This is a genomic window from Nostoc sp. C117 (assembly GCF_043099735.1).
Classification (GTDB): domain Bacteria; phylum Cyanobacteriota; class Cyanobacteriia; order Cyanobacteriales; family Nostocaceae; genus Nostoc.
This window is the reverse complement of the sequence record NZ_CP170991.1, coordinates 3,897,304-3,915,676: the sequence shown is the minus strand read 5'-3', so window position 1 is coordinate 3,915,676 and position 18,373 is coordinate 3,897,304. Positions and strand designations below refer to the sequence as shown.

The following is an 18,373-nucleotide window of genomic DNA, read 5'->3' as shown; positions in this document are numbered from 1 at the left end:
AATACACTTTAAACAGTGTTCTAGTCTACCGCACTGAAACTTATTATGTCAATAAAGTTTGAGAATTATCTTCCTGGCATCTAGTAGTTTGTCACAATAGTTCATAATCGATAATTAATAATTCATTATGATCAAAAGACATCCGCCTGAATAGTTAAAGAATTAGGAGAATATTTCATGAATTAATATACTTCTAAATTCTGTATTCTGTATTTTTATTCAAATATTCTGACTTCGGAATTCTGACTACTGAATTCTTAAATATTACGTATATAGCAATACGGTGCTTCTGTGGAAACTTGATGTTAGAATTGGGAATGTTCTACGTAAATCGTGAGAATAAAATCTCAAACCATAAACATTTTTGTATAAAACAAAACTCAACTTATAAATTTATGAATTTATAAGTTGAGTCTATGTTAAGTGGTAGAGAACTAGATAATACAACACATAAATTTGGAAGATTGAACGCTATTGCTTTTTTCCCGGCAGCTGTCCAGTCCACACGTAACTTATGGCGTATTGGACAAACAGTATTGGGTATTATATTTCGTCATCCCATTACTGGAACTAGTATCATTCCAATTTTACCTGATGGTCGGATAGTACTGATCCGACGCCGTGATGATGGTCTTTGGGCATTGCCTGGAGGTATGGTGGATTGGGGAGAAGATATTCCCAACACAGTCCGTCGGGAATTGATGGAGGAAACCGGATTAGAATTAGTAAAAATTAACCGTTTAGTAGGAGTTTACTCCTCACCAGACCGCGATCCCAGAATCCATTCAATTTGTGTTGTGGTTGAAGCCGAAGTACATGGGACAATGGAAGTAAAAGATACTTTGGAAGTGATAGAAATTCAAGCTTTCCTGCCGAATTTCTTACCTCCAGGACAGATGTCTCATGACCATACTCGGCAGTTGCAAGACTACTTCAATGGCTTGACAACATTGGCATAATAATGTTTTGTCATTAGTTATTGGTCATTTGTCATTTGCCGCAAATATTATGAGCTAAGTTAGCCTCTCTATCTCTATGAGAAGCTACATGAAAGGCTGACACTTCTCTGGTTTTAATTTGTCCAAAACTAATTAATAATGAGCAATGACAAATAACTAATGACCAATGACAAAATATTATGGTGCTAAAAGTTGACTACTAAATTAAAATGGATACACTATTCCGTAACTCCCGGAGAAAACTTTCTCAAGGGCTATTATTTTGGCGTGAATTCGGTGCAGAAATTCCTGTAATTTTTTTACATGGTGCTTGGAATGATAGCAGTCAATGGTTATCTGTAATGGAGTCCCTGACGGATAATTTCCATTGTTTTGCACCTGATTTGTTAGGCTTTGGTGAGTCGGAGAATCCTAATATCCACCATTCGATAGATTTACAAGTCGAGTGTTTAGCTGAGTTCTTGCAAGCTGTCAAGCTAGAAAAAGTCTATTTAGTTGGTCATTCTCTTGGGAGTTGGATTGCTGCTAGCTATGCCCTCAAGTACCCAGAGAAAGTTAATGGTATGGTACTGCTAGCACCAGACGGTGTAGAGATACCAGGACAACAAGAATATTGCCGGAAGATGCGGCGATTATTGAATTATCCGCCATTCATAGTTAAATTGTTGCGATCGCTAACTCCCTTGACTAAAATTCTGGGTTGGCATGAAAAAATTACACAGGATTTGCAATTACGTCAGGCCCTGTTGCCGTATCCTATAGGCTGCCAGTTACTTTTCAAACGACGACAAGCTGAAATTGACGCGGAATTACTACAAAAGCGGCTTTACATGATTGAAGTCCCGGTTTTGATTTTACAAGGTGGCCAAGATACACCAGATGCTTTAGCTAAGAGTCGGGTTTATGCTCAACTAACTCCCAAAGTCGAATTGAAAATAATTGCCCATGCCGGAAATGACTTACCACAATCTTGTGCTGAGGTTGTGGCAATGGATATTAAAGAGTTTGTTCAAGGAAATTAAGCATTTTAACTCTTTATTGTTCTTAACTGGAGTTGTATTTAGGCTGAAATAGCAAGAGTATGTTAGGGCAATTATTACTAGATTAGTATTTAACAACGCAATGCAATAATCTATACTAACTACAGAGCCGCTTTATACAGATTCTTAGATTAGAAAAGTTTTTCTTATGAAATTCACTCAAAAGCTTTGTATTGCTACTACTGCTGGGATAGCGCTCGGTCTGAGTTTACTAGAAGCTGTCCCAGTACATGCACTTACACTCAACTTTGATTGGACTGGTAATGCTGGCTATTCAGCTAGAGGCTCATTTTCCTATGATGAAACTCAAGGTTACACAACGATAGACAATTCAAAACTTCAATCCATTACAGTTTCTTTTTTTGACCCAAGTAAAAAATTGTTAAATAGTTTTGCTCCGGTTACTAATGGAAGTATTGTTTATGATTTTTTAGACTTCAACTACGATACAGGTACAAAGTCTTTGTTTGGGTACTTTGATGTAGGTCAGGATAAGACACAAAGTAGAGATTATTATCTGTTTGGAAATGTTGGTTTAGGCCTTAATCTGAGAAATCCTACTGAGGGAACAATAGATCATAACAATGGATTAATTACTGTTATGCCTACAACCCAAATTCCTGAACCATTAACAACGGGTGGCGTAGTTCTCACTGGTGGAGTTGTCTGGTTAATGAAGCGTAGACAAAATGCGACTCAAAAAGCCAAAGCTTAATCACTTAATTTCTGGCAAATATCCCTGCAAATTAAAATCAATTACTTAATATAGCAATCCTAAATTATTAGTGGGAAAGAAGATACCCGACTTTGCAAATAAGTGGGGTGTCTATGCTTTGCAATTCTCACAAATCAAAAAATCAAATACCTATTTTTAATTAATCTGTTGGAAGAATTTTGTGGAACCTCTATTAGAAAATGCTTGATGTAAAAATCAATCTTTTAGGCTTTCTGTGAGAAATTAAAGTCCATATTTGTTATTATATCTTAATTTTAGATTTTCTCATTTATTTTTCTCTCATGAGAGAAAGAAAAGAGGGCTATTCATGATTATCAAATTTTGAAGAATGCTTACAAATAGATTTGGTATAAAACACAATTTTTAGTTGTCAAATTGGTAGCAATTAGACGGATGATAAAGTCACAAGAAAAGTTCAACAAGGATATTTTAGCGTGAAATATCATCTGACAAAATACTATAAGCCTTTAGTTCTTTTTCTCTGTACAACGTTGTTTGTCTTTTTTGGTCAGATAGTTATTGCTCAGAGTAACTATAATTTAGGCACTCAAGGTAAGCAAAAAGTAGAACTGATTGTGGGTAGTGATTTCATCGTCACTATGAACGACGCACAACCTGTTATTGAGAATGGAGCGATCGCCATTAGGGATGGCAAAATTGTTGCGGTAGACACGCAATACAAAATCATGGCATCTTACAAAGCCGACAGGACGCTCCCAGGCGAGGGTATGGTGCTGATGCCAGGTCTTGTTAATGGTCACTCTCACTCGGCAATGGTTCTATTTCGCGGTCTTGCAGACGATTTAGCATTGGAGGATTGGCTCCAAAATTATATCTTTCCAGCAGAAGGAAAGTTTGTTGATGAAAATTTTGTCCGCGTTGGCGAACAGCTTGCTTGCTGGGAGATGATACGCGGTGGTACAACAACCTTTGTTGATATGTATTTTCAGCCGGATGTGGCTGCCAAAGTGGTTAATGAATGTGGCTTAAGAGCTATTATTGCGCCTTCGTCAATAGATTTTCCTAGTCCTGGTTTCAAAGGATGGGATGATGCCTTTGCCTCGGCAATAAATTTTCTGAAAAATTGGAAAGGCAAAAACGAACGTATAATACCGGCTATTGCTGCTCACGCTCCTTACACCGTCTCCCCAGAGCATCTTATCCAGGCTATTCGGGCTGCACGTCATTATGATGTCCCCCTAACCATTCACTTAGCAGAGACACAAACTGAAGTTAAAGATGTCCAGCAGCGCTATAACGCAACCCCAGTCAAACATCTAGACAATCTCGGCTTTCTGGAACCCCGTGTTTTTGCCGCACACGTTGTCTGGCCTAACGAAAGTGAAATTGCTCTGCTAGCTAAACGCGGTGTTGGTGTTATCCACAATCCTGACTCAAATTTGAAACTGGCTTCGGGCTTTGCGCCGATTCCGGCGATGTTGAAAGCGGGAGTTAAAGTTGGTTTAGGTACGGATGGAGCTGCTTCCAACAACACTCTTGATATGTGGAAGGCAATTCGTCTAACCGCCCTCATCCATAAAGGGACTACCCTCGATCCCACTGTTGTACCGGCTAAGACGGTTTTACGTATGGCAACATTGGGAAGTGCAGAAGCACTCGGCTTATCAGATAAAATTGGGGCGATTAAGGTAGGACTTCAAGCAGACTTAATTCAAGTCAAGCTTAAAGAACCGCATCTATTGCCACTTTACGATGTCATCTCGGATCTGGTTTATGCGTCAGATGCCCAAGATGTTGATACCGTAATTGTAAATGGGCAAGTTCTCATGGAAAAACGGAAAATGCTCACAGTTGACCCTGAGAGAATTCGCCGTGAAGCTACTTCCATCGCTCAGATGATCAAAGCGGAATTTCGACCTTCTAATTAAATAATTCGTCATAAATCCAAAGACACGATAAATCGCCATAAATCCAAAGACGGCGATTTATCGCGTCTTTATTTCCCGCATTCCCCAAAAAATTAAATTTGGTTCGACAATTAAAGATGCTGCAATCTCAGGATATAAGGCTTGTAGATAGTTTAGTAATAAAGTGCGATCGCCTCCTTTAATGACAATCTTCCCATCAGGGAATAAATCCAGCCACGCTTCAATAAAATCTTTAATTCCAGCTAATAGCGTGTAAATTACTCCACTTTGAATAGCTTCTGTTGTATTCAGTCCAAAACGCGGCGGGAGAGATGCAAAATTTTGCATTTCTACTAATGGTAATTGTCCTGTTTGTTGACCGAGACTGGCAAATTGCAAACCTAATCCCGGCAAAATTGCACCTCCAACTAAACACTGATTAGCATCCGCAGCTGTAAAAGTTAATGCTGTTCCTGCATCGATCGCCAACATTGGAAAACCCCAAGTTTTCCCAGCACCCCACAAAGCTAAAGCGCGGTCAATTCCTAATGTGGAATACACACCTTGGAGTGGTATTTGGTCTAAGGTAATAACCCGAATATTAGGATAAGTTTGCCAAATAGCAGTTTGGCTGGGAACTACAGAGGCGAGGAGAAGAGGATAGGGGGGCAAAGGAGCGGCACTTCGCCTCAATGACCAACGCTCAGTGACCGATGGGGGGAGGAGGCGTGGAGTGTTTGTGAGAAAATTACCTTGGCGATCGAGTGGGGAAATTGCCAGAATTAAATCATCTAGGGTTTGAGATTTAGCTAACTGCTGTATGACAGACTCAGGTAGATAGTCGGTATCCCAAGCTGAGTCAAGCGTCTCGCCTATAAACAATGCCCAATGCAGCCGAGAATTGCCAATTTCCAAGGCTAGCCAAATTTCCTCTCTGTGTTCTCTGTGCCTCTGCGGTTTCACATTTTTAATTTTTTTAAGTCAGCTATAGGTTTTTTAATAAAAATTAATATTCAAGCCATGTAACAATAAAACTAGAGGAACAAATACTCATTGTATTAAGGAGGGGAGTTATGGTAGCGCTCACCGAAAAAACTGAAAAACGGCTCACCATACAGACTGTAGAAATCGCTCAAGATACGACGGCTATTCGCTCTTTGGATTGGGATCGCGATCGCTTCGATATTGAGTTTGGTCTGCAAAACGGTACTACTTATAACTCGTTTCTCATTCGTGGGGAGCAGACTGCCTTAGTTGATACCTCCCACGAAAAGTTTCGTCAACTATATTTTGATACGCTCACGGGATTAATCAACCCAAAAGAAATAGATTATTTGATTATCAGCCACACCGAGCCAGACCACAGCGGTTTAGTCAAAGATTTGCTGCAAATGGGTCCAGAAATTACCGTTGTCGGTTCTAAAGTGGCGATTCAGTTTTTGGAGGATTTCGTACATCAGCCATTTAAACGGCGGATTGTGAAAAATGGCGATCGCCTAGATTTGGGCAATGGTCATGAATTTGAATTCGTGATTGCTCCCAATTTACACTGGCCTGACACCATTTTCAGCTTTGACCATAAAACCAAAATTCTCTATACCTGCGATGCTTTTGGGTTGCACTATTGCTCAGATAGCACCTTTGATGACGATTTAAAGGCGATCGAAGAAGACTTTCATTACTACTATGATTGTTTGATGGGACCGAATGCGCGATCGGTTTTGTCTGCCCTGAAGCGGATGGGCGAACTAAAAACCATCGACATGATTGCCACAGGGCACGGGCCGTTATTATCTCACAATGTTGAAGAACTAGTTGGACGTTACCGTACTTGGAGCCAAACCCAAACCAAGCCAGAAACAACCATTGGCATATTTTACGTTTCTGAATATGGATATAGCGATCGCCTTGCCCAAGCAATCGCCAATGGTATCGGCAAAACCAGTGTGGCTGTCGAAATTGTCGATTTAGGATCGGAACTGGATTTACAAGAGTTGCGCGAACTAGTTGGCCGCTGTGCTGGATTGATTGTTGGTTTACCTCCGGCTTCTGGCGCTGCTAGTATTCAAGCTGCACTCAGCACAGTTTTAGGATCTGCAAAAGAAAAGCAAGCTATCGGCATATTTGAAACTGGTGGTGGTGATGATGAACCGATAGATCCTTTGATGAGTAAATTCCGCAATTTGGGTTTGACAACAGTTTTTCCCGCGATTCGGATTAAACAAACACCCACAGAAAACATCTACAAGCTTTGTGAAGAAGCAGGTACAGACTTAGGGCAATGGGTAACACGCGATCGCAGTATCAAAGCGATGAAATCCCTGGGTGCAGACTTAGATAAAGCACTAGGTAGACTTAGCGGCGGATTATATATCATTACTGCCAAAAAAGGTGATGTTTCCAGTGCCATGTTAGCTTCTTGGGTTGCTCAAGCCAGCTTCAAACCCTTGGGATTTTCCATTGCGGTAGCCAAAGACAGGGCAATTGAATCACTTATGCAAGTAGGCGATCGCTTTGTTCTCAACGTCTTAGAAGAAGGCAATTTTCAACCACTAATGAAGCACTTTTTGAAGCGATTCGGTCCCGGTGCCGATCGCTTTGAAGGAGTGAGAACCCAGCCAGCCGAAAACGGTGCTCCCATCCTCACCGACGCCCTCGCCTACATGGAGTGCGAAGTCATCAGTAGAATGGACTGCGGCGACCATTGGGGAGTATATAGTACCGTCTATGCCGGACGAGTGTCTAAGCCAGATGCAATGACAGCTGTGCATCATCGCAAAGTTGGAAACCACTATTAATTTTGGATTTAGGATTTTGGATTTTAGATTAACAATCCAAAATCCCACAATGCTCAATATTGGTTGAGTGGAAATTTTTCTCGTTAGACTTCTTGGATAAATATTTTTTTATCTCACGCAGAGTCGCAGAGTCGCAGAGAAGAGAACGCAAAGAAGAACTTTTGCAAGAAGTCTAATTAATAATCCAAAATCTAAAATCTAAAATTATTTCAGTTATGTCAAAAAACAAACCCCGTGACGTTCAAGTTTTCCCCATTGCTACAGATACAAGAATATTGCGATCGCGCAGTTGGTCAAGGCTGAGATTTGAAATTGAATATGCTCTGGCTAAGGGTACAACTGCTAATTCTTATTTAATCGAAAGCGATAAAACTGCGCTGATTGACCCTCCAGGGGAAACCTTTACAGAAATTTATTTAGAAGCGTTACAACAGCGTTTCCATCTCGAAGACTTAGATTATGTAATTTTGGGACATGTAAATCCCAACCGGGCTGCAACTTTAAAAGCTTTGTGGGAAATTGCCCCACAAATTACCTTTGTTTGTTCTAATCCAGGAGCGATAAATTTACGTGGGGCGCTGGAAAATCCAGATTTGCAAATTCTGGTGATGCGGGGAGAAGAAACCCTCGATTTGGGTAATGGGCATAATTTAGAATTTATTCCCACCCCCAACCCCCGCTATGCAGATCACCTTTGCACCTACGATCCGCAAACAGAAATTTTGTACTCAGATAAATTATTTGGGGCGCATGTTTGCGGAGATCAGGTATTTGATGAAGGCTGGGAAATCTATAACGAAGATCGGCGTTATTATTTTGATTGCCTCATGGCTCCCCACGCCCGTCAAGTTGAAACAGCCCTGGATAAACTTGCAGATTTGCCAGTGAGATTATACGCCACTGCACATGGCCCTTTAGTGCGCTATGGCTTAATCGAAGTAACCAAAGCTTACCGAAAATGGAGTCAGCAGCAAACTTCTGCTGACTTGACAGTAGCTTTGATTTATGCATCAGCTTACGGAAATACCGCAACTTTAGCCCAGGCGATCGCTCGTGGCATCACAAAAGCTGGTGTTGCCGTAGAATCAATTAACTGTGAATTCACCGACCCCGAAGACATCCGGACTGCGGTAGAAAAATCCGCTGGTTTTGTCATCGGTTCCCCTACTCTCGGCGGTCATGCACCCACACCCGTGCAAACAGCTTTAGGAATTGTCTTATCCACCGCGACGAATAATAAACTTGCTGGTGTGTTTGGTTCCTTTGGCTGGAGTGGTGAAGCAGTTGATTTAATTGAAGGTAAATTAAAAGATGCTGGCTATCGATTTGGTTTTGACACCATCCGCGTCAAATTCAAACCCGAAGATGCCACCTTACAATTGTGTGAAGAAGCTGGCACCGACTTTGCCCAAGCATTGAAGAAAGCGAGAAAAGTGCGATCGCCAGGTCAACCTGCAACAACTGTAGAACAAGCAGTGGGGCGAATTGTGGGTTCTCTGTGCGTTCTCACCGCCAAAGAAGGCGATCGCTCCAGCGCCATGTTAGCTTCTTGGGTGGCTCAGGCCAGCTTTAATCCCCCTGGTTTAACCATCGCCGTCGCCAAAGAACGCGCAGTGGAGTCTTTGACATACTCAGGAAACAAATTTGTCCTTAATATCCTCAAAGAAGGCAATCACCTAGGATTGATGAAGCACTTTCTCAAACCTTTTGGCCCAGGAGAAGACCGATTTGCGAATGTCGCCGCCAAAGAAGCTGAAAACGGTTCTCCCATACTTACCGATGCCTTAGCATATCTCGAATGTTCTGTACAAAACCGGATGGAATCGGGTGACCATTGGCTGGTTTATGCAACTATCGAGAGTGGTAAATTATTAGATACTGATGGCGTTACAGCCGTGCATCATCGTAAGTCGGCAACTCATTATTAATTGGGCATGGGGCATGGGGCATGGGGCATGGGGCATGGGGCATGGGGCATGGGGCATGGGGCATGGGGCATTGGGTATGGGGTTAACTCCTCATCGCCCAAAAATTCATCTCATCATTCCCCTTCAGGTAAGGGATATCATGTCCGACTAATCACTTATCATTAAAATTTCTCCGCGTCCCGGCGTCCTCTCGTCGGTCTAATTCTAAAAACTCTAGTTGTAGTATATGATTACTCGACCTTACTTAATACCCCGTTGCATCGGATGGTTGTAAGCTCTTTTATCCAAGACATAATCAACTTCAGCAAGTAGATGAAAGCAGACTATTTAAACGAATCCTTTCTCCGTGAGTTGGAAGAGCGTTTACTTCAACCAGATATCCGAAAGTCAGCTAAAGATGTCATGGATTTACTTGCCGACGAGTTTATTGAGTTCGGAAGCTCAGGCCGTGTTTTTGATAAACAGCAAATTATCAAGAGCTTGGAGAATGAACCCATTGAACCCCTAACTCAAATATCGATAACAGAATTCAAAACGTTAGTGTTAGCAACAGGGGTTGTTTTAGTGACTTATCGTATAGTCAAACATATATCTGGCGAACAGCCTGTTGACTCATTGCGAAGTTCTATCTGGAAATTGATCGATAATCAATGGAAAATAATCTTTCATCAGGGCACTGTAATATAGCTCTACCTGGATTTGAATTAAAAATATAGTTTATTTTTGCATAGAAAAAGCCCAAGCATTCCCGCCTGAGCCTTTTCTAGATTAAATTAACTTAGCTTTCGTATACTTAGGTTAGTAACGAGGGCCACGACCGCCGCCACCACCGTAGCCACCGCCACGGTTACCACCACCACCACCGAAGGAACCACCACCCCTATCTTCTCTGGGCTTAGCTTTATTTACTTTCAGGTCACGACCTAGCCATTCAGCACCATCAAGAGCTTCAATGGCTTTTGTTTCTTCTGCTTCTGAACTCATTTCTACAAAACCAAAGCCGCGCAAACGTCCTGTTTCGCGGTCAGTAGGTAGCTGGACGCGCTTTACAGTACCATACTCTGCAAAAACAGCACTAAGCGCATCTTGTGTAACTTCATAAGAGAGGTTACCTACGTAAATTGACATCAAGTATCTCCAAAATCATCGTAAGTTTGTAGAGATTTAGATTTCGGAGAGAAGTCTGTAATACCAAGAGGAAAAAGCCTGTCAATACTAAGAACAAACACTGTCTGCCGAATTAATTCTCATTTCACTCCCCATGATGACACAGCAATTTACTTTCTAGGAGAAAGTTTTAAAAAATGTTATAAAAATTTATGTTTAGGTACTCAACGCCGACTACTGTCCATTAAAGAAACTAATTAGTCAGGGATATTTCGGAAAAAAGTGTTTAAATACAACATACATAAAAAATCCCAAACATCAATAAATATTTACTTTGCATTAAAAAATAGCTGAATACGGTAAATACTAGTGTTTGTAGGGGAATTTTATAGATTATGTAATATCAAGGATAATAATTATAACACTACCTATGTTGAAATATGGAAAAAATCTCATATCTTTAGGTAAAACTAGGTTTCTCCTATGGGTAGATTCCAGAAAAGTGAAAAATATTTATACTAAGTTTATAATCAATTAGCTGCAAGAAGATTGTCTACCTCTGCATAAGAAGTGGTAGGGCGGTGAGAATTTTTTGATTTTTGTGGGAACACAGTAATTTCTGAATGCAGAGTTTACTGTCAGACAGCTTATCCATTCTCGCCGTTTTCGTTAATGATATCTTTTAAAATTACTTGGTAAAACACGGCTGTTTAATCCCAAAAGCTCCCCAATCGGAGAAAAATAAATGATTTTGGACATAAATAAGCCGCAGAAACAGGTGAAAATGACAGATACCGTAATCGACAACCAGCTAATTAATATCCAGTTAGATTCAGTTGTGAAGACTGGGGTGGCGATCCCTGAGTTAGGCTGCGCCTCCTACACCGATCTTAGGACTAGACTTCTTGCAAAAAGCGCGAAAAAATATTTTCTTGCTGCTACTTGTTTGAAAAGTTTATTAATTCCCTGTTTGTTGGGTATGGGACTGCTGGTAGGGAGTTGCGGATCGCTGACTAAGGAATCAGCTGATGCACAATCTCAAAGTCCTGGAGCGCAGGAACGCGGTGAAGTTTCAACACCTGTAGATGTGGCGATCGCTCGAACAGATTTACTAGAAAAACAACCAGAATACACAGGTAATACAATACCCTTTCGGATTGTATCAGTGCGATCGCAAGTGGAAGCTCGGCTATTAGCTTTGAACTTAGATGTGGGTGATACAGTAAAACTGGGGCAAAACGTCGGACGGTTAGATGATGCCATACTTTCGACTGAATTAAAGCAAGCAGAAGCAGAGCTAGCAGCTCTGAAATCGGAAGTAGCTAGGGCAAGCAATCAGGTAAGCAATGCCCGTGCAGATGTTGAACGAGCGCGGCTAGAAGTAGTACAAGCTCAAGCAGACTCAGAACGGCAGCAGAGGTTGTTCAAAGCTGGAGCGATCGCCCAACAATCTGCTGAACAAGCGCGTACCCAGGCACAAACCGCTGCTCAGGCATTGCGGGCAGCTCAAGAACAAGTACGGACAGAACAGCAAGCCGTTGCAGCTGCCCAAGGTAGAGTACTTGCTCAACAGGCATTGGTTGCTCAAACCAAAGAACGCAGGTCTTATGCTCGGCTGGTATCTCCAATCACTGGCGTAGTCATAGAAAAGGTGACAGAACCAGGCAACCTATTGCAAGCAGGTAACGAAATCTTGAAAATTGGAGACTTTAGTCGTGTTAAAGTCCTCGTCCAAGTTTCCGAATTAGAACTGGCACAAATCCAGGTTGGTCAGTCTGTACAAGTGCGCTTAGATGCCTTCCCCAAGGAAACCTTAATTGGTAGAGTGACCCGGGTTTCTCCTGCTGCCGATGCCACAGCTCGCTTGATACCAGTAGAGGTAGTAATTTCCAACAGTCAAGGAAAGATTGGTAGCGGACTGCTGGCGCGAGTGAATTTTGAAAACCAGACGCAACAGCGGATAGTAGTGCCACAAACAGCTATTCAGAAACCAGCAGGGGCAGCAAAAAGAGCCGCAGGAGAGCAAGAAAATCCATCTGGGACATTATTTGTAGTCAAAGACACAGATGGTAAGACCAAAGTAGTGACGCGTTCTGTCACCTTAGGAAAAAGAGCTGATAGTAAAGTGGAAATCCTATCTGGCTTACAAGCGGGGGAGCGCTATGTTGTTCGCAGTGGTAAGCCGTTAAAAGAAGGTGACGCTGTACGTTTATCGATTCTTTCCGAAAAGTAATACTCAGGTGAGCAACAACTAGCATACCAACGAAAAAAGTACTTAGCAGTCAGCACTTAGCACTTACTATCATGCAACAAGAAAATAATAACGGCAATGGCGGATTTAGCCTGAGTGCGATCGCTATTCGCCAACATATTGGTACACTTATGCTCACAGTGGCAGTAGTTGTCATTGGGGTATTTTTTCTCACAACTATCCAAGTCGATCTCCTACCGTCAATTACCTATCCACGGATTGGCGTTCGCCTAGAAGCCCCTGGTATTTCACCAGAAGTAGCAGTAGATGAAATCACCAGACCCTTAGAAGAAGCTTTATCGGCCACAGAGAATGTAGTACAAGTCTTTTCCCGCACCCGTGAGGGACAGGTAAGCCTCGATTTATACTTCCAACCAGGGGGCGATATTGACCAAGCCTTAAATGATGCTACTGCTGCTTTTAACCGAGGTCGAGGACAACTGCCAGATACGATAGAGGAGCCACGCTTATTTAAAGTCGATCCTTCCCAATTGCCGGTTTATGAATTGGCGCTCACCTCTGCTTCATTGCCAGGTAAAGATTTACGCGTATTTGCTGACGAAGACTTAAGTCGTGAACTCAGTGTTGTACCAGGAGTCGCTTCAGTTGATGTATCTGGTGGTGCAGAGGAAGAAGTACGAGTACTTGTTGATTTAAACCGATTGCAAGCTTTGGGCGTAGGATTAAATAATGTCTTAGATGAATTAACAGCTCGTAATCAAGATACTTCCGGTGGTCGGATTCTCGGGCAAAATTCCGAGCCATTAACTCGGACTGTCGGACGTTTCCAAAATGCTAGAGAAATTGAAAACCTTTCCTTAGAAGTTTACGCCCCTGCCTCCTCTGCTTCCTCTGCCTCCCCTACACCTTCCCGCCGCGTCTACTTGCGAGACTTTGCAGAGGTAATTGACGATACCGAAGAACAGCGAGTATTTGTTTACCTCAACCGTCAGCCGGCGGTGAAATTTTCCATTCAAAAGCAGCCTGAGGCTAATACAATCACAGTTGTAGATGCTGTTAAGCGGCGAATTGAACAATTACGGCAATCGGGTTTAATTCCAGCAGACATGACTTTGAGTCCCACCACAGATGAATCTATCTTCATCCGCAATTCTTTAAATGATGTGATTTTTTCGGGGATTTCTGGGGCATTGTTAGCAGCAGCAGCAGTGTTGTTATTTTTGGGATCGTTCAGACAAACATTGATTATCAGTTTGACGATTCCCTTGTGTACTTTGGCAGCGATCGCTTTAATGAAAATATTTGGCTTGACTTTGAATGTATTCAGTTTAGCAGGTCTGACATTAGGAGTTGGTCAAGCAATTGACACATCGGTTGTGATCTTGGAGAACATTTCCGAAAAAGCAGGAATGACACCCAATCAAAAAGAGATGGAAGCAGGGGGACAGAAGAAAAATTCTAAATTTTTTATTGACAGTGCCATTAATGCTTCCCAAGAAGTAGAATCTGCTTTAGTTGCTGCTACAGGTGCCAACTTAGTTTCTGTAGTGCCATTCCTCTTAATTGGTGGCTTTATTGCACTGCTATTTAATGAACTGATTCTGACAATTAGCTTCGCAGTCGCAGCATCTCTTGTCGTCGCCATCACAATAGTACCGATGCTGTCTTCTCGACTTTTGGGAATTCGCTGGTCTAGTCGGATCGGCGAATTTTGGCTGCTTAGACAATTTAATCACCGATTTGAAGATGCGACGCGGGGATACGGTAACTTCTTAACCAAGGTTTTACGCTATCGGTTTTTCGTAGTCACTGCTGCTTTGGTAATTTTAGGCGGTAGCAGTTTCTTGATGTTTGGTCAAATTCCCCAAGAAATTTTACCTCGCATCAGTACTGGTCAAGCTAACTTGAGAGCGCAGTTTCCGCCTGGTACACCTTTAGCAACTTCTGAAAAAGTTATGCAAATTGTCGATGACATTTTGCTCAAACAACCAGAAACCGAGTCAGCTTTCACAACTGTGGGTGGTAATTTATTTGGTAGCAGTACTACAGAAAATCCTTTACGTGCCAGTAGCACTATCAATCTAAAACCAGGCACAGATGTCGAAGCCTTCGTCAAAAAAGTAACTCAGGAATTTAACAAACTCAACTTAGCAGGAATTCTGCTACGCCTCAATCCTGGTCAGGTGCGGGGTTTAATCTTGAGTAATTCTCCAGTGCAAGGGTCAGAAGTTGACGTGATTCTCCAAGGTGAGAATGAAGAAAGCTTAACCCAAGCAGGAGCGCAAGTACTGCAAGCATTACAGGAAAGGGCAAAATTAGCAACATTTCGACCAGATGCCGACGCTAGGCAACCGGAAATCCAAATTCGTCCTGACTGGGAAAGGGTTTCAGCTTTAGGATTGAGCGCTCAAGAAATTGGTGCAACAGTTCAAACAGCAATTGAAGGTTCAGTTCCCACACAAATTCAACGCGGTAATCGTCTAGTTGATGTGCGGGTGCAACTAAATAAAGAAGCGATTCAGCGTCCTTCCCAGTTAGAGCAATTACCGCTATTTACAGAAAACAATCAACTAATCCGCCTGTCAGATGTGGCGAACATTCAAGAAGGTCAAGCGCCAGGTGAGGTGCAACGGATTAATCAGCGCCAAGCTTTTATTGTGGCAGGAAATCTCAGCGAGGGAGCTAGTCTTGGTGAAGCGATCGCAGAAGTAAACGAGGTACTTAAGGATGTAGACTTACCTGATGGCGTTTCCATTGTGCCTAGTTCTGCTCAAGAAACTAATCAACAACTTCAGGATGCTTTAAAAACTTTGGGAGCGTTGGCGACGTTCTTAATCTTTGTAGTTATGGCGGTGCAATACAATTCGCTGATTGACCCATTGGTAATTATGTTCACCGTACCACTAGCCTTAGCTGGGGGAATTTTTGGACTTTACATTACCCAAACTGCAATCGGCGCAACTGTAATTGTTGGTGTCGTGTTGCTGGTGGGAATTGTAGTGAACGCAGGGATTCTCATGGTAGAACTAGCAAACCAAATTCGGGATGAAGAAGGTTGTAGTCGCCAAATTGCCATCCTGAAAGCTGCTCCTCAACGCTTGCGCCCAATTATCATGACCACAGTCACCACCATTTTGGGACTGTTTCCCTTGGCATTAGGCATTGGCGAAGGTTCTGAGTTTTTGCAGCCATTAGGAATTGTAGTTTTCTTTGGAATGGCGATCGCCACAATGTTAACGTTGTTTATCATCCCCTGTTTTTATATTCTGTTGCACGATTTGCTAGGTGGAAATTGGGCTAAGTTTTTGTTAATCCGGTTACGTGGATTTAAGAAAAAACTTATTTCCATCACTGATAAAGATTAGGCACAAATAAAGTTCAGATCAGCCCAAAACCCTGATGTATGTGAGACTTACGCAAAAACCCTCTCAAACGTTTTCCATCACCTTTGCGTAAGTCCTAGTAGTTCGCCAAGGAAACTTGGCGGGGAAAAGGGTAAGGGGAAAAGGGTAAGGGGAAAAGGGAAAAAGTTTTAATTCCTTCGCCCAACCCCAGTCCCCTTTTCCTAGTCGAAACCTGGCAATTTTGGGTTGGCAGACTACTAGTATGTAGGGGTTGCTGAAAAAGTATGAAAAAGCAATTCTTTTGGGTTGACTAGTTATTCAAGCAAAATGAAAGATAAGCTTTTGTTGTCTCTAATTCAGAAAATAATAACTTTCAGTTATAGGAAACTGCAAAAAAGGTGCAGTTTTCAAAAATAGACATAAAAAAGCATAAAACACGCGCGACAGGTGAGTAGAAAGATTCATCACTAAAAAAGTAATAGCAATTGCAGTTTCAGAAGTATGGGAAAGTTTCGCCATCACTCGATTGAGGCTAAACCTTCTTTTAGCTTGCCCAAATTTTCCTTCAATACAATTACGAATTTTCTCAGATTCTAAATCTTGTTTCTTTTGATTCAATTGGTCGCGGTTATGCAAGGATTTTGGGCTATTTTACCCTCAAGTCTTGCACCTGAATATACTTCTTTGGTCAGATAATCTATATCCTGTGAGCTTCTCTTTCTTTTTCAGCAACCCCTACTTATAGTGGTGGTGTAATCCCAGATGGAACCATATTTTTCAATCGATTTGCTACTAAGCCTGATTTAACTCCCGGTGGTGGAATCATTCCACCAATACCAGAAGATCGAGTGGATAAAGATGGACCAATCAGAGTGGCTAGTTATTACACCGCTGTTCCGGAATCACCTAATGTTTTGGGTGTACTGATATTTGGCACTTTAGGCGTAGTTTTAAAACTAAAGCGATCGCTATACTCTTAACGCTTTAACTCATCATACACCGCTAATGTTTCTTGATGGACGCGGGCAACACTCAGCCGTTGTAGGTTTTGGTTTGCCCGATTTTTCCACTCGTGCAGCATATCACCATCACTCAGTAATTTCACTAAAACTCCAGCCAAAGCATGACTATCTTTTGCTGGTACTAAAAGACCTGCTTCCCCATTATCCAAAGCTTCGGGAATTCCATCTACCTGAGTACCAACGATCGCAGTTCCAGCTTCTCTAGCTTCTGAAAGCACCAGGGGGCAAGGGTCACGATGGGAAGCCAGCACAAATATATCACAAGATCTCAGGTAGCGCTGAGGTTCTGCTTGGAAGCCTTCAAAATGTATCCGTTTTCCCACAGAACTTGCTTGTGCTTGTGCCTCAAATAGCTGTTTATCAGGGCCATTTCCCACCAAATAAAGATGTGCTTCGGGAAAATCTGAGGCAATTTGCTCAAAAGCAGCGATTAACTCAGCAATTCCCTTGCGTTGATACATTCCAGCTACGGTGGCGATCGCTGGACGCTGTAATGGTAAAGTTTGATAATTTTCTATTTGTCGAGTGCGGGGACTTCCCAACGTTCCATTGCAGACTACCCGCAACTTATTTTTTGGGACACCGCGCTTTGCCATAGAATCTGCTACAGCCTGACTGACAGCAATCACCCTATCAGCTAAACCCATCAGCACACTTGAACGTTGAAATTCATTGTGGACTGTAGAAACTAAAGCATATTTATGTCCTTGAAAAATGCGTGCTAGGATGATTCCGGTCATCATGTGTGCATGAACGATATCCGGTTGAAATTCTGTGGCGATCGCTCTGTAACCCATCGCTGCTTTAATGGTAGTTATCGGTTTCCGAGTTTGGTCTAGTTGGTAATGTTTGACGCCATAAATATTTAGTAATGCCTCGTATTCACCACCACCAGAAATAACCGCTACTTCATGACCAGATTTTGCTTGCAGACAAGCTAAATCTACAGCCACATTCACAATACCGTTACCTATTTCTTGAACGTGATTCAAAATATGTATGATTCGCATAGTGTTTGAGATATGTATAAAAAATCAAGACCAGTAACTGAGTATTAATTAACACAATTGCTGAGGTCTTCAGGGACAACTCAAAAGTAGCCAGTAGTCAATAGACTTCTTGCAGAAGTCGGGAAAAGGGGAAGGGAAAAGGGGAAGGGAAAAGGGGGAAAGGTTTTGTATTTTCCCCCGCCCCTTATCCCCTTCTTGGGACCCCACCTTCCCCTTTAACCTTTTCCCTTTTGCCACCTCTTGCAAAAAGCACTTTTGCAAGAGGTCTAATAAAATTAACCACCTGCTACTGACTAAAAGCGCTTCTCATCAGCCACTTAGCTTTAAAGACTTATTCAGCAATAGCTCG

General features: G+C 42.1%; 13 protein-coding genes and 1 pseudogene. 10 read left to right on the top strand and 4 right to left on the bottom strand.

The features are described from left to right. The first annotated feature begins 464 nt into the window (after positions 1–464). The 4 genes from ACFG4S_RS16835 (at position 465) to ACFG4S_RS16820 (ending at position 4,624) form a co-directional block, all read left to right on the top strand. Positions 465–959: an NUDIX hydrolase gene (locus tag ACFG4S_RS16835; RefSeq protein ID WP_392536004.1), complete on the top strand. Its 495-nt coding sequence runs from the start codon at positions 465–467 to the stop codon at positions 957–959. Positions 960–1,168: 209 nt separating this feature from the next. Then, positions 1,169–1,981: an alpha/beta fold hydrolase gene (locus tag ACFG4S_RS16830; protein WP_392535860.1), complete on the top strand. Its 813-nt coding sequence runs from the start codon at positions 1,169–1,171 to the stop codon at positions 1,979–1,981. Positions 1,982–2,147: 166 nt separating this feature from the next. Next, positions 2,148–2,714: a PEP-CTERM sorting domain-containing protein gene (locus ACFG4S_RS16825; RefSeq protein ID WP_392535859.1), complete on the top strand. Its 567-nt coding sequence runs from the start codon at positions 2,148–2,150 to the stop codon at positions 2,712–2,714. A 455-nt stretch (positions 2,715–3,169) separates the two neighbouring features. Next, positions 3,170–4,624, top strand: a complete 1,455-nt coding sequence (locus ACFG4S_RS16820; protein WP_392535858.1) for an amidohydrolase — start codon at positions 3,170–3,172, stop codon at positions 4,622–4,624. 57 nt (positions 4,625–4,681) lie between these two features. On the opposite strand, the gene ACFG4S_RS16815 is transcribed toward ACFG4S_RS16820, so the two are convergent. Next, complete coding sequence (locus ACFG4S_RS16815) at positions 4,682–5,566, bottom strand: pantothenate kinase (protein WP_392535857.1); 885 nt, start codon at positions 5,564–5,566, stop codon at positions 4,682–4,684. A 110-nt stretch (positions 5,567–5,676) separates the two neighbouring features. Between ACFG4S_RS16815 and ACFG4S_RS16810 the strand changes: the two genes are divergently transcribed. From ACFG4S_RS16810 to ACFG4S_RS16800, 3 genes are all read left to right on the top strand, one after another. Then, on the top strand, positions 5,677–7,401 hold the full coding sequence (locus ACFG4S_RS16810; RefSeq protein WP_392535856.1) for a diflavin flavoprotein: 1,725 nt from the start codon (positions 5,677–5,679) through the stop codon (positions 7,399–7,401). 215 nt (positions 7,402–7,616) lie between these two features. Beyond that, a complete protein-coding gene (locus ACFG4S_RS16805; protein ID WP_392535855.1) occupies positions 7,617–9,329 on the top strand; it encodes a diflavin flavoprotein in 1,713 nt (570 codons plus the stop codon). Between the two features lie 312 nt (positions 9,330–9,641). Next, the gene (locus tag ACFG4S_RS16800) at positions 9,642–10,016 is read left to right on the top strand and encodes a DUF4440 domain-containing protein (RefSeq protein WP_392535854.1); all 375 of its coding nucleotides are present in this window, start codon (positions 9,642–9,644) and stop codon (positions 10,014–10,016) included. Positions 10,017–10,127: 111 nt separating this feature from the next. Here the strand turns inward: ACFG4S_RS16800 and ACFG4S_RS16795 are convergent, their stop codons facing one another. Next, positions 10,128–10,457, bottom strand: coding sequence for an RNA recognition motif domain-containing protein (locus ACFG4S_RS16795; protein ID WP_392535853.1), 330 nt, complete (start codon positions 10,455–10,457; stop codon positions 10,128–10,130). 724 nt (positions 10,458–11,181) lie between these two features. Between ACFG4S_RS16795 and ACFG4S_RS16790 the strand changes: the two genes are divergently transcribed. Both ACFG4S_RS16790 and ACFG4S_RS16785 read left to right on the top strand, forming a co-directional pair. Further along, positions 11,182–12,669, top strand: coding sequence for an efflux RND transporter periplasmic adaptor subunit (locus ACFG4S_RS16790; protein ID WP_392535852.1), 1,488 nt, complete (start codon positions 11,182–11,184; stop codon positions 12,667–12,669). A gap of 71 nt (positions 12,670–12,740) precedes the next feature. Then, a complete protein-coding gene (locus ACFG4S_RS16785; RefSeq protein ID WP_392535851.1) occupies positions 12,741–16,013 on the top strand; it encodes an efflux RND transporter permease subunit in 3,273 nt (1,090 codons plus the stop codon). A gap of 330 nt (positions 16,014–16,343) precedes the next feature. Here the strand turns inward: ACFG4S_RS16785 and ACFG4S_RS16780 are convergent. Next, a pseudogene (locus ACFG4S_RS16780) lies at positions 16,344–16,604 on the bottom strand (transposase); the annotation flags it as partial. Positions 16,605–16,840: 236 nt separating this feature from the next. On the opposite strand from ACFG4S_RS16780, the gene ACFG4S_RS16775 reads away from it, so the two are divergent. Further along, on the top strand, positions 16,841–16,972 hold the full coding sequence (locus ACFG4S_RS16775; protein ID WP_392535850.1) for a hypothetical protein: 132 nt from the start codon (positions 16,841–16,843) through the stop codon (positions 16,970–16,972). Here ACFG4S_RS16775 and ACFG4S_RS16770 read toward each other — a convergent pair. Then, positions 16,969–18,024 carry a glycosyltransferase family 4 protein gene (locus ACFG4S_RS16770; RefSeq protein WP_392535849.1) on the bottom strand — a complete coding sequence of 352 codons (1,056 nt, stop codon included), beginning with the start codon at positions 18,022–18,024 and terminating at the stop codon, positions 16,969–16,971. The genes ACFG4S_RS16775 and ACFG4S_RS16770 overlap by 4 nt on opposite strands. Positions 18,025–18,373 lie beyond the last annotated feature (349 nt).

Excerpts from the sequence above, each read along its gene's own strand:
- ACFG4S_RS16830 (WP_392535860.1), top strand. The coding sequence starts at position 1,169 with ATGGATACACTATTCCGTAACTCCCGGAGAAAACTTTCTCAAGGGCTA.
- ACFG4S_RS16825 (WP_392535859.1), top strand. The coding sequence starts at position 2,148 with ATGAAATTCACTCAAAAGCTTTGTATTGCTACTACTGCTGGGATAGCG.
- ACFG4S_RS16810 (WP_392535856.1), top strand. The coding sequence starts at position 5,677 with ATGGTAGCGCTCACCGAAAAAACTGAAAAACGGCTCACCATACAGACT.
- ACFG4S_RS16805 (WP_392535855.1), top strand. The coding sequence starts at position 7,617 with ATGTCAAAAAACAAACCCCGTGACGTTCAAGTTTTCCCCATTGCTACA.
- ACFG4S_RS16800 (WP_392535854.1), top strand. The coding sequence starts at position 9,642 with ATGAAAGCAGACTATTTAAACGAATCCTTTCTCCGTGAGTTGGAAGAG.
- ACFG4S_RS16795 (WP_392535853.1), bottom strand. The coding sequence starts at position 10,457 with ATGTCAATTTACGTAGGTAACCTCTCTTATGAAGTTACACAAGATGCG.
- ACFG4S_RS16790 (WP_392535852.1), top strand. The coding sequence starts at position 11,182 with ATGATTTTGGACATAAATAAGCCGCAGAAACAGGTGAAAATGACAGAT.
- ACFG4S_RS16785 (WP_392535851.1), top strand. The coding sequence starts at position 12,741 with ATGCAACAAGAAAATAATAACGGCAATGGCGGATTTAGCCTGAGTGCG.
- ACFG4S_RS16770 (WP_392535849.1), bottom strand. The coding sequence starts at position 18,024 with ATGCGAATCATACATATTTTGAATCACGTTCAAGAAATAGGTAACGGT.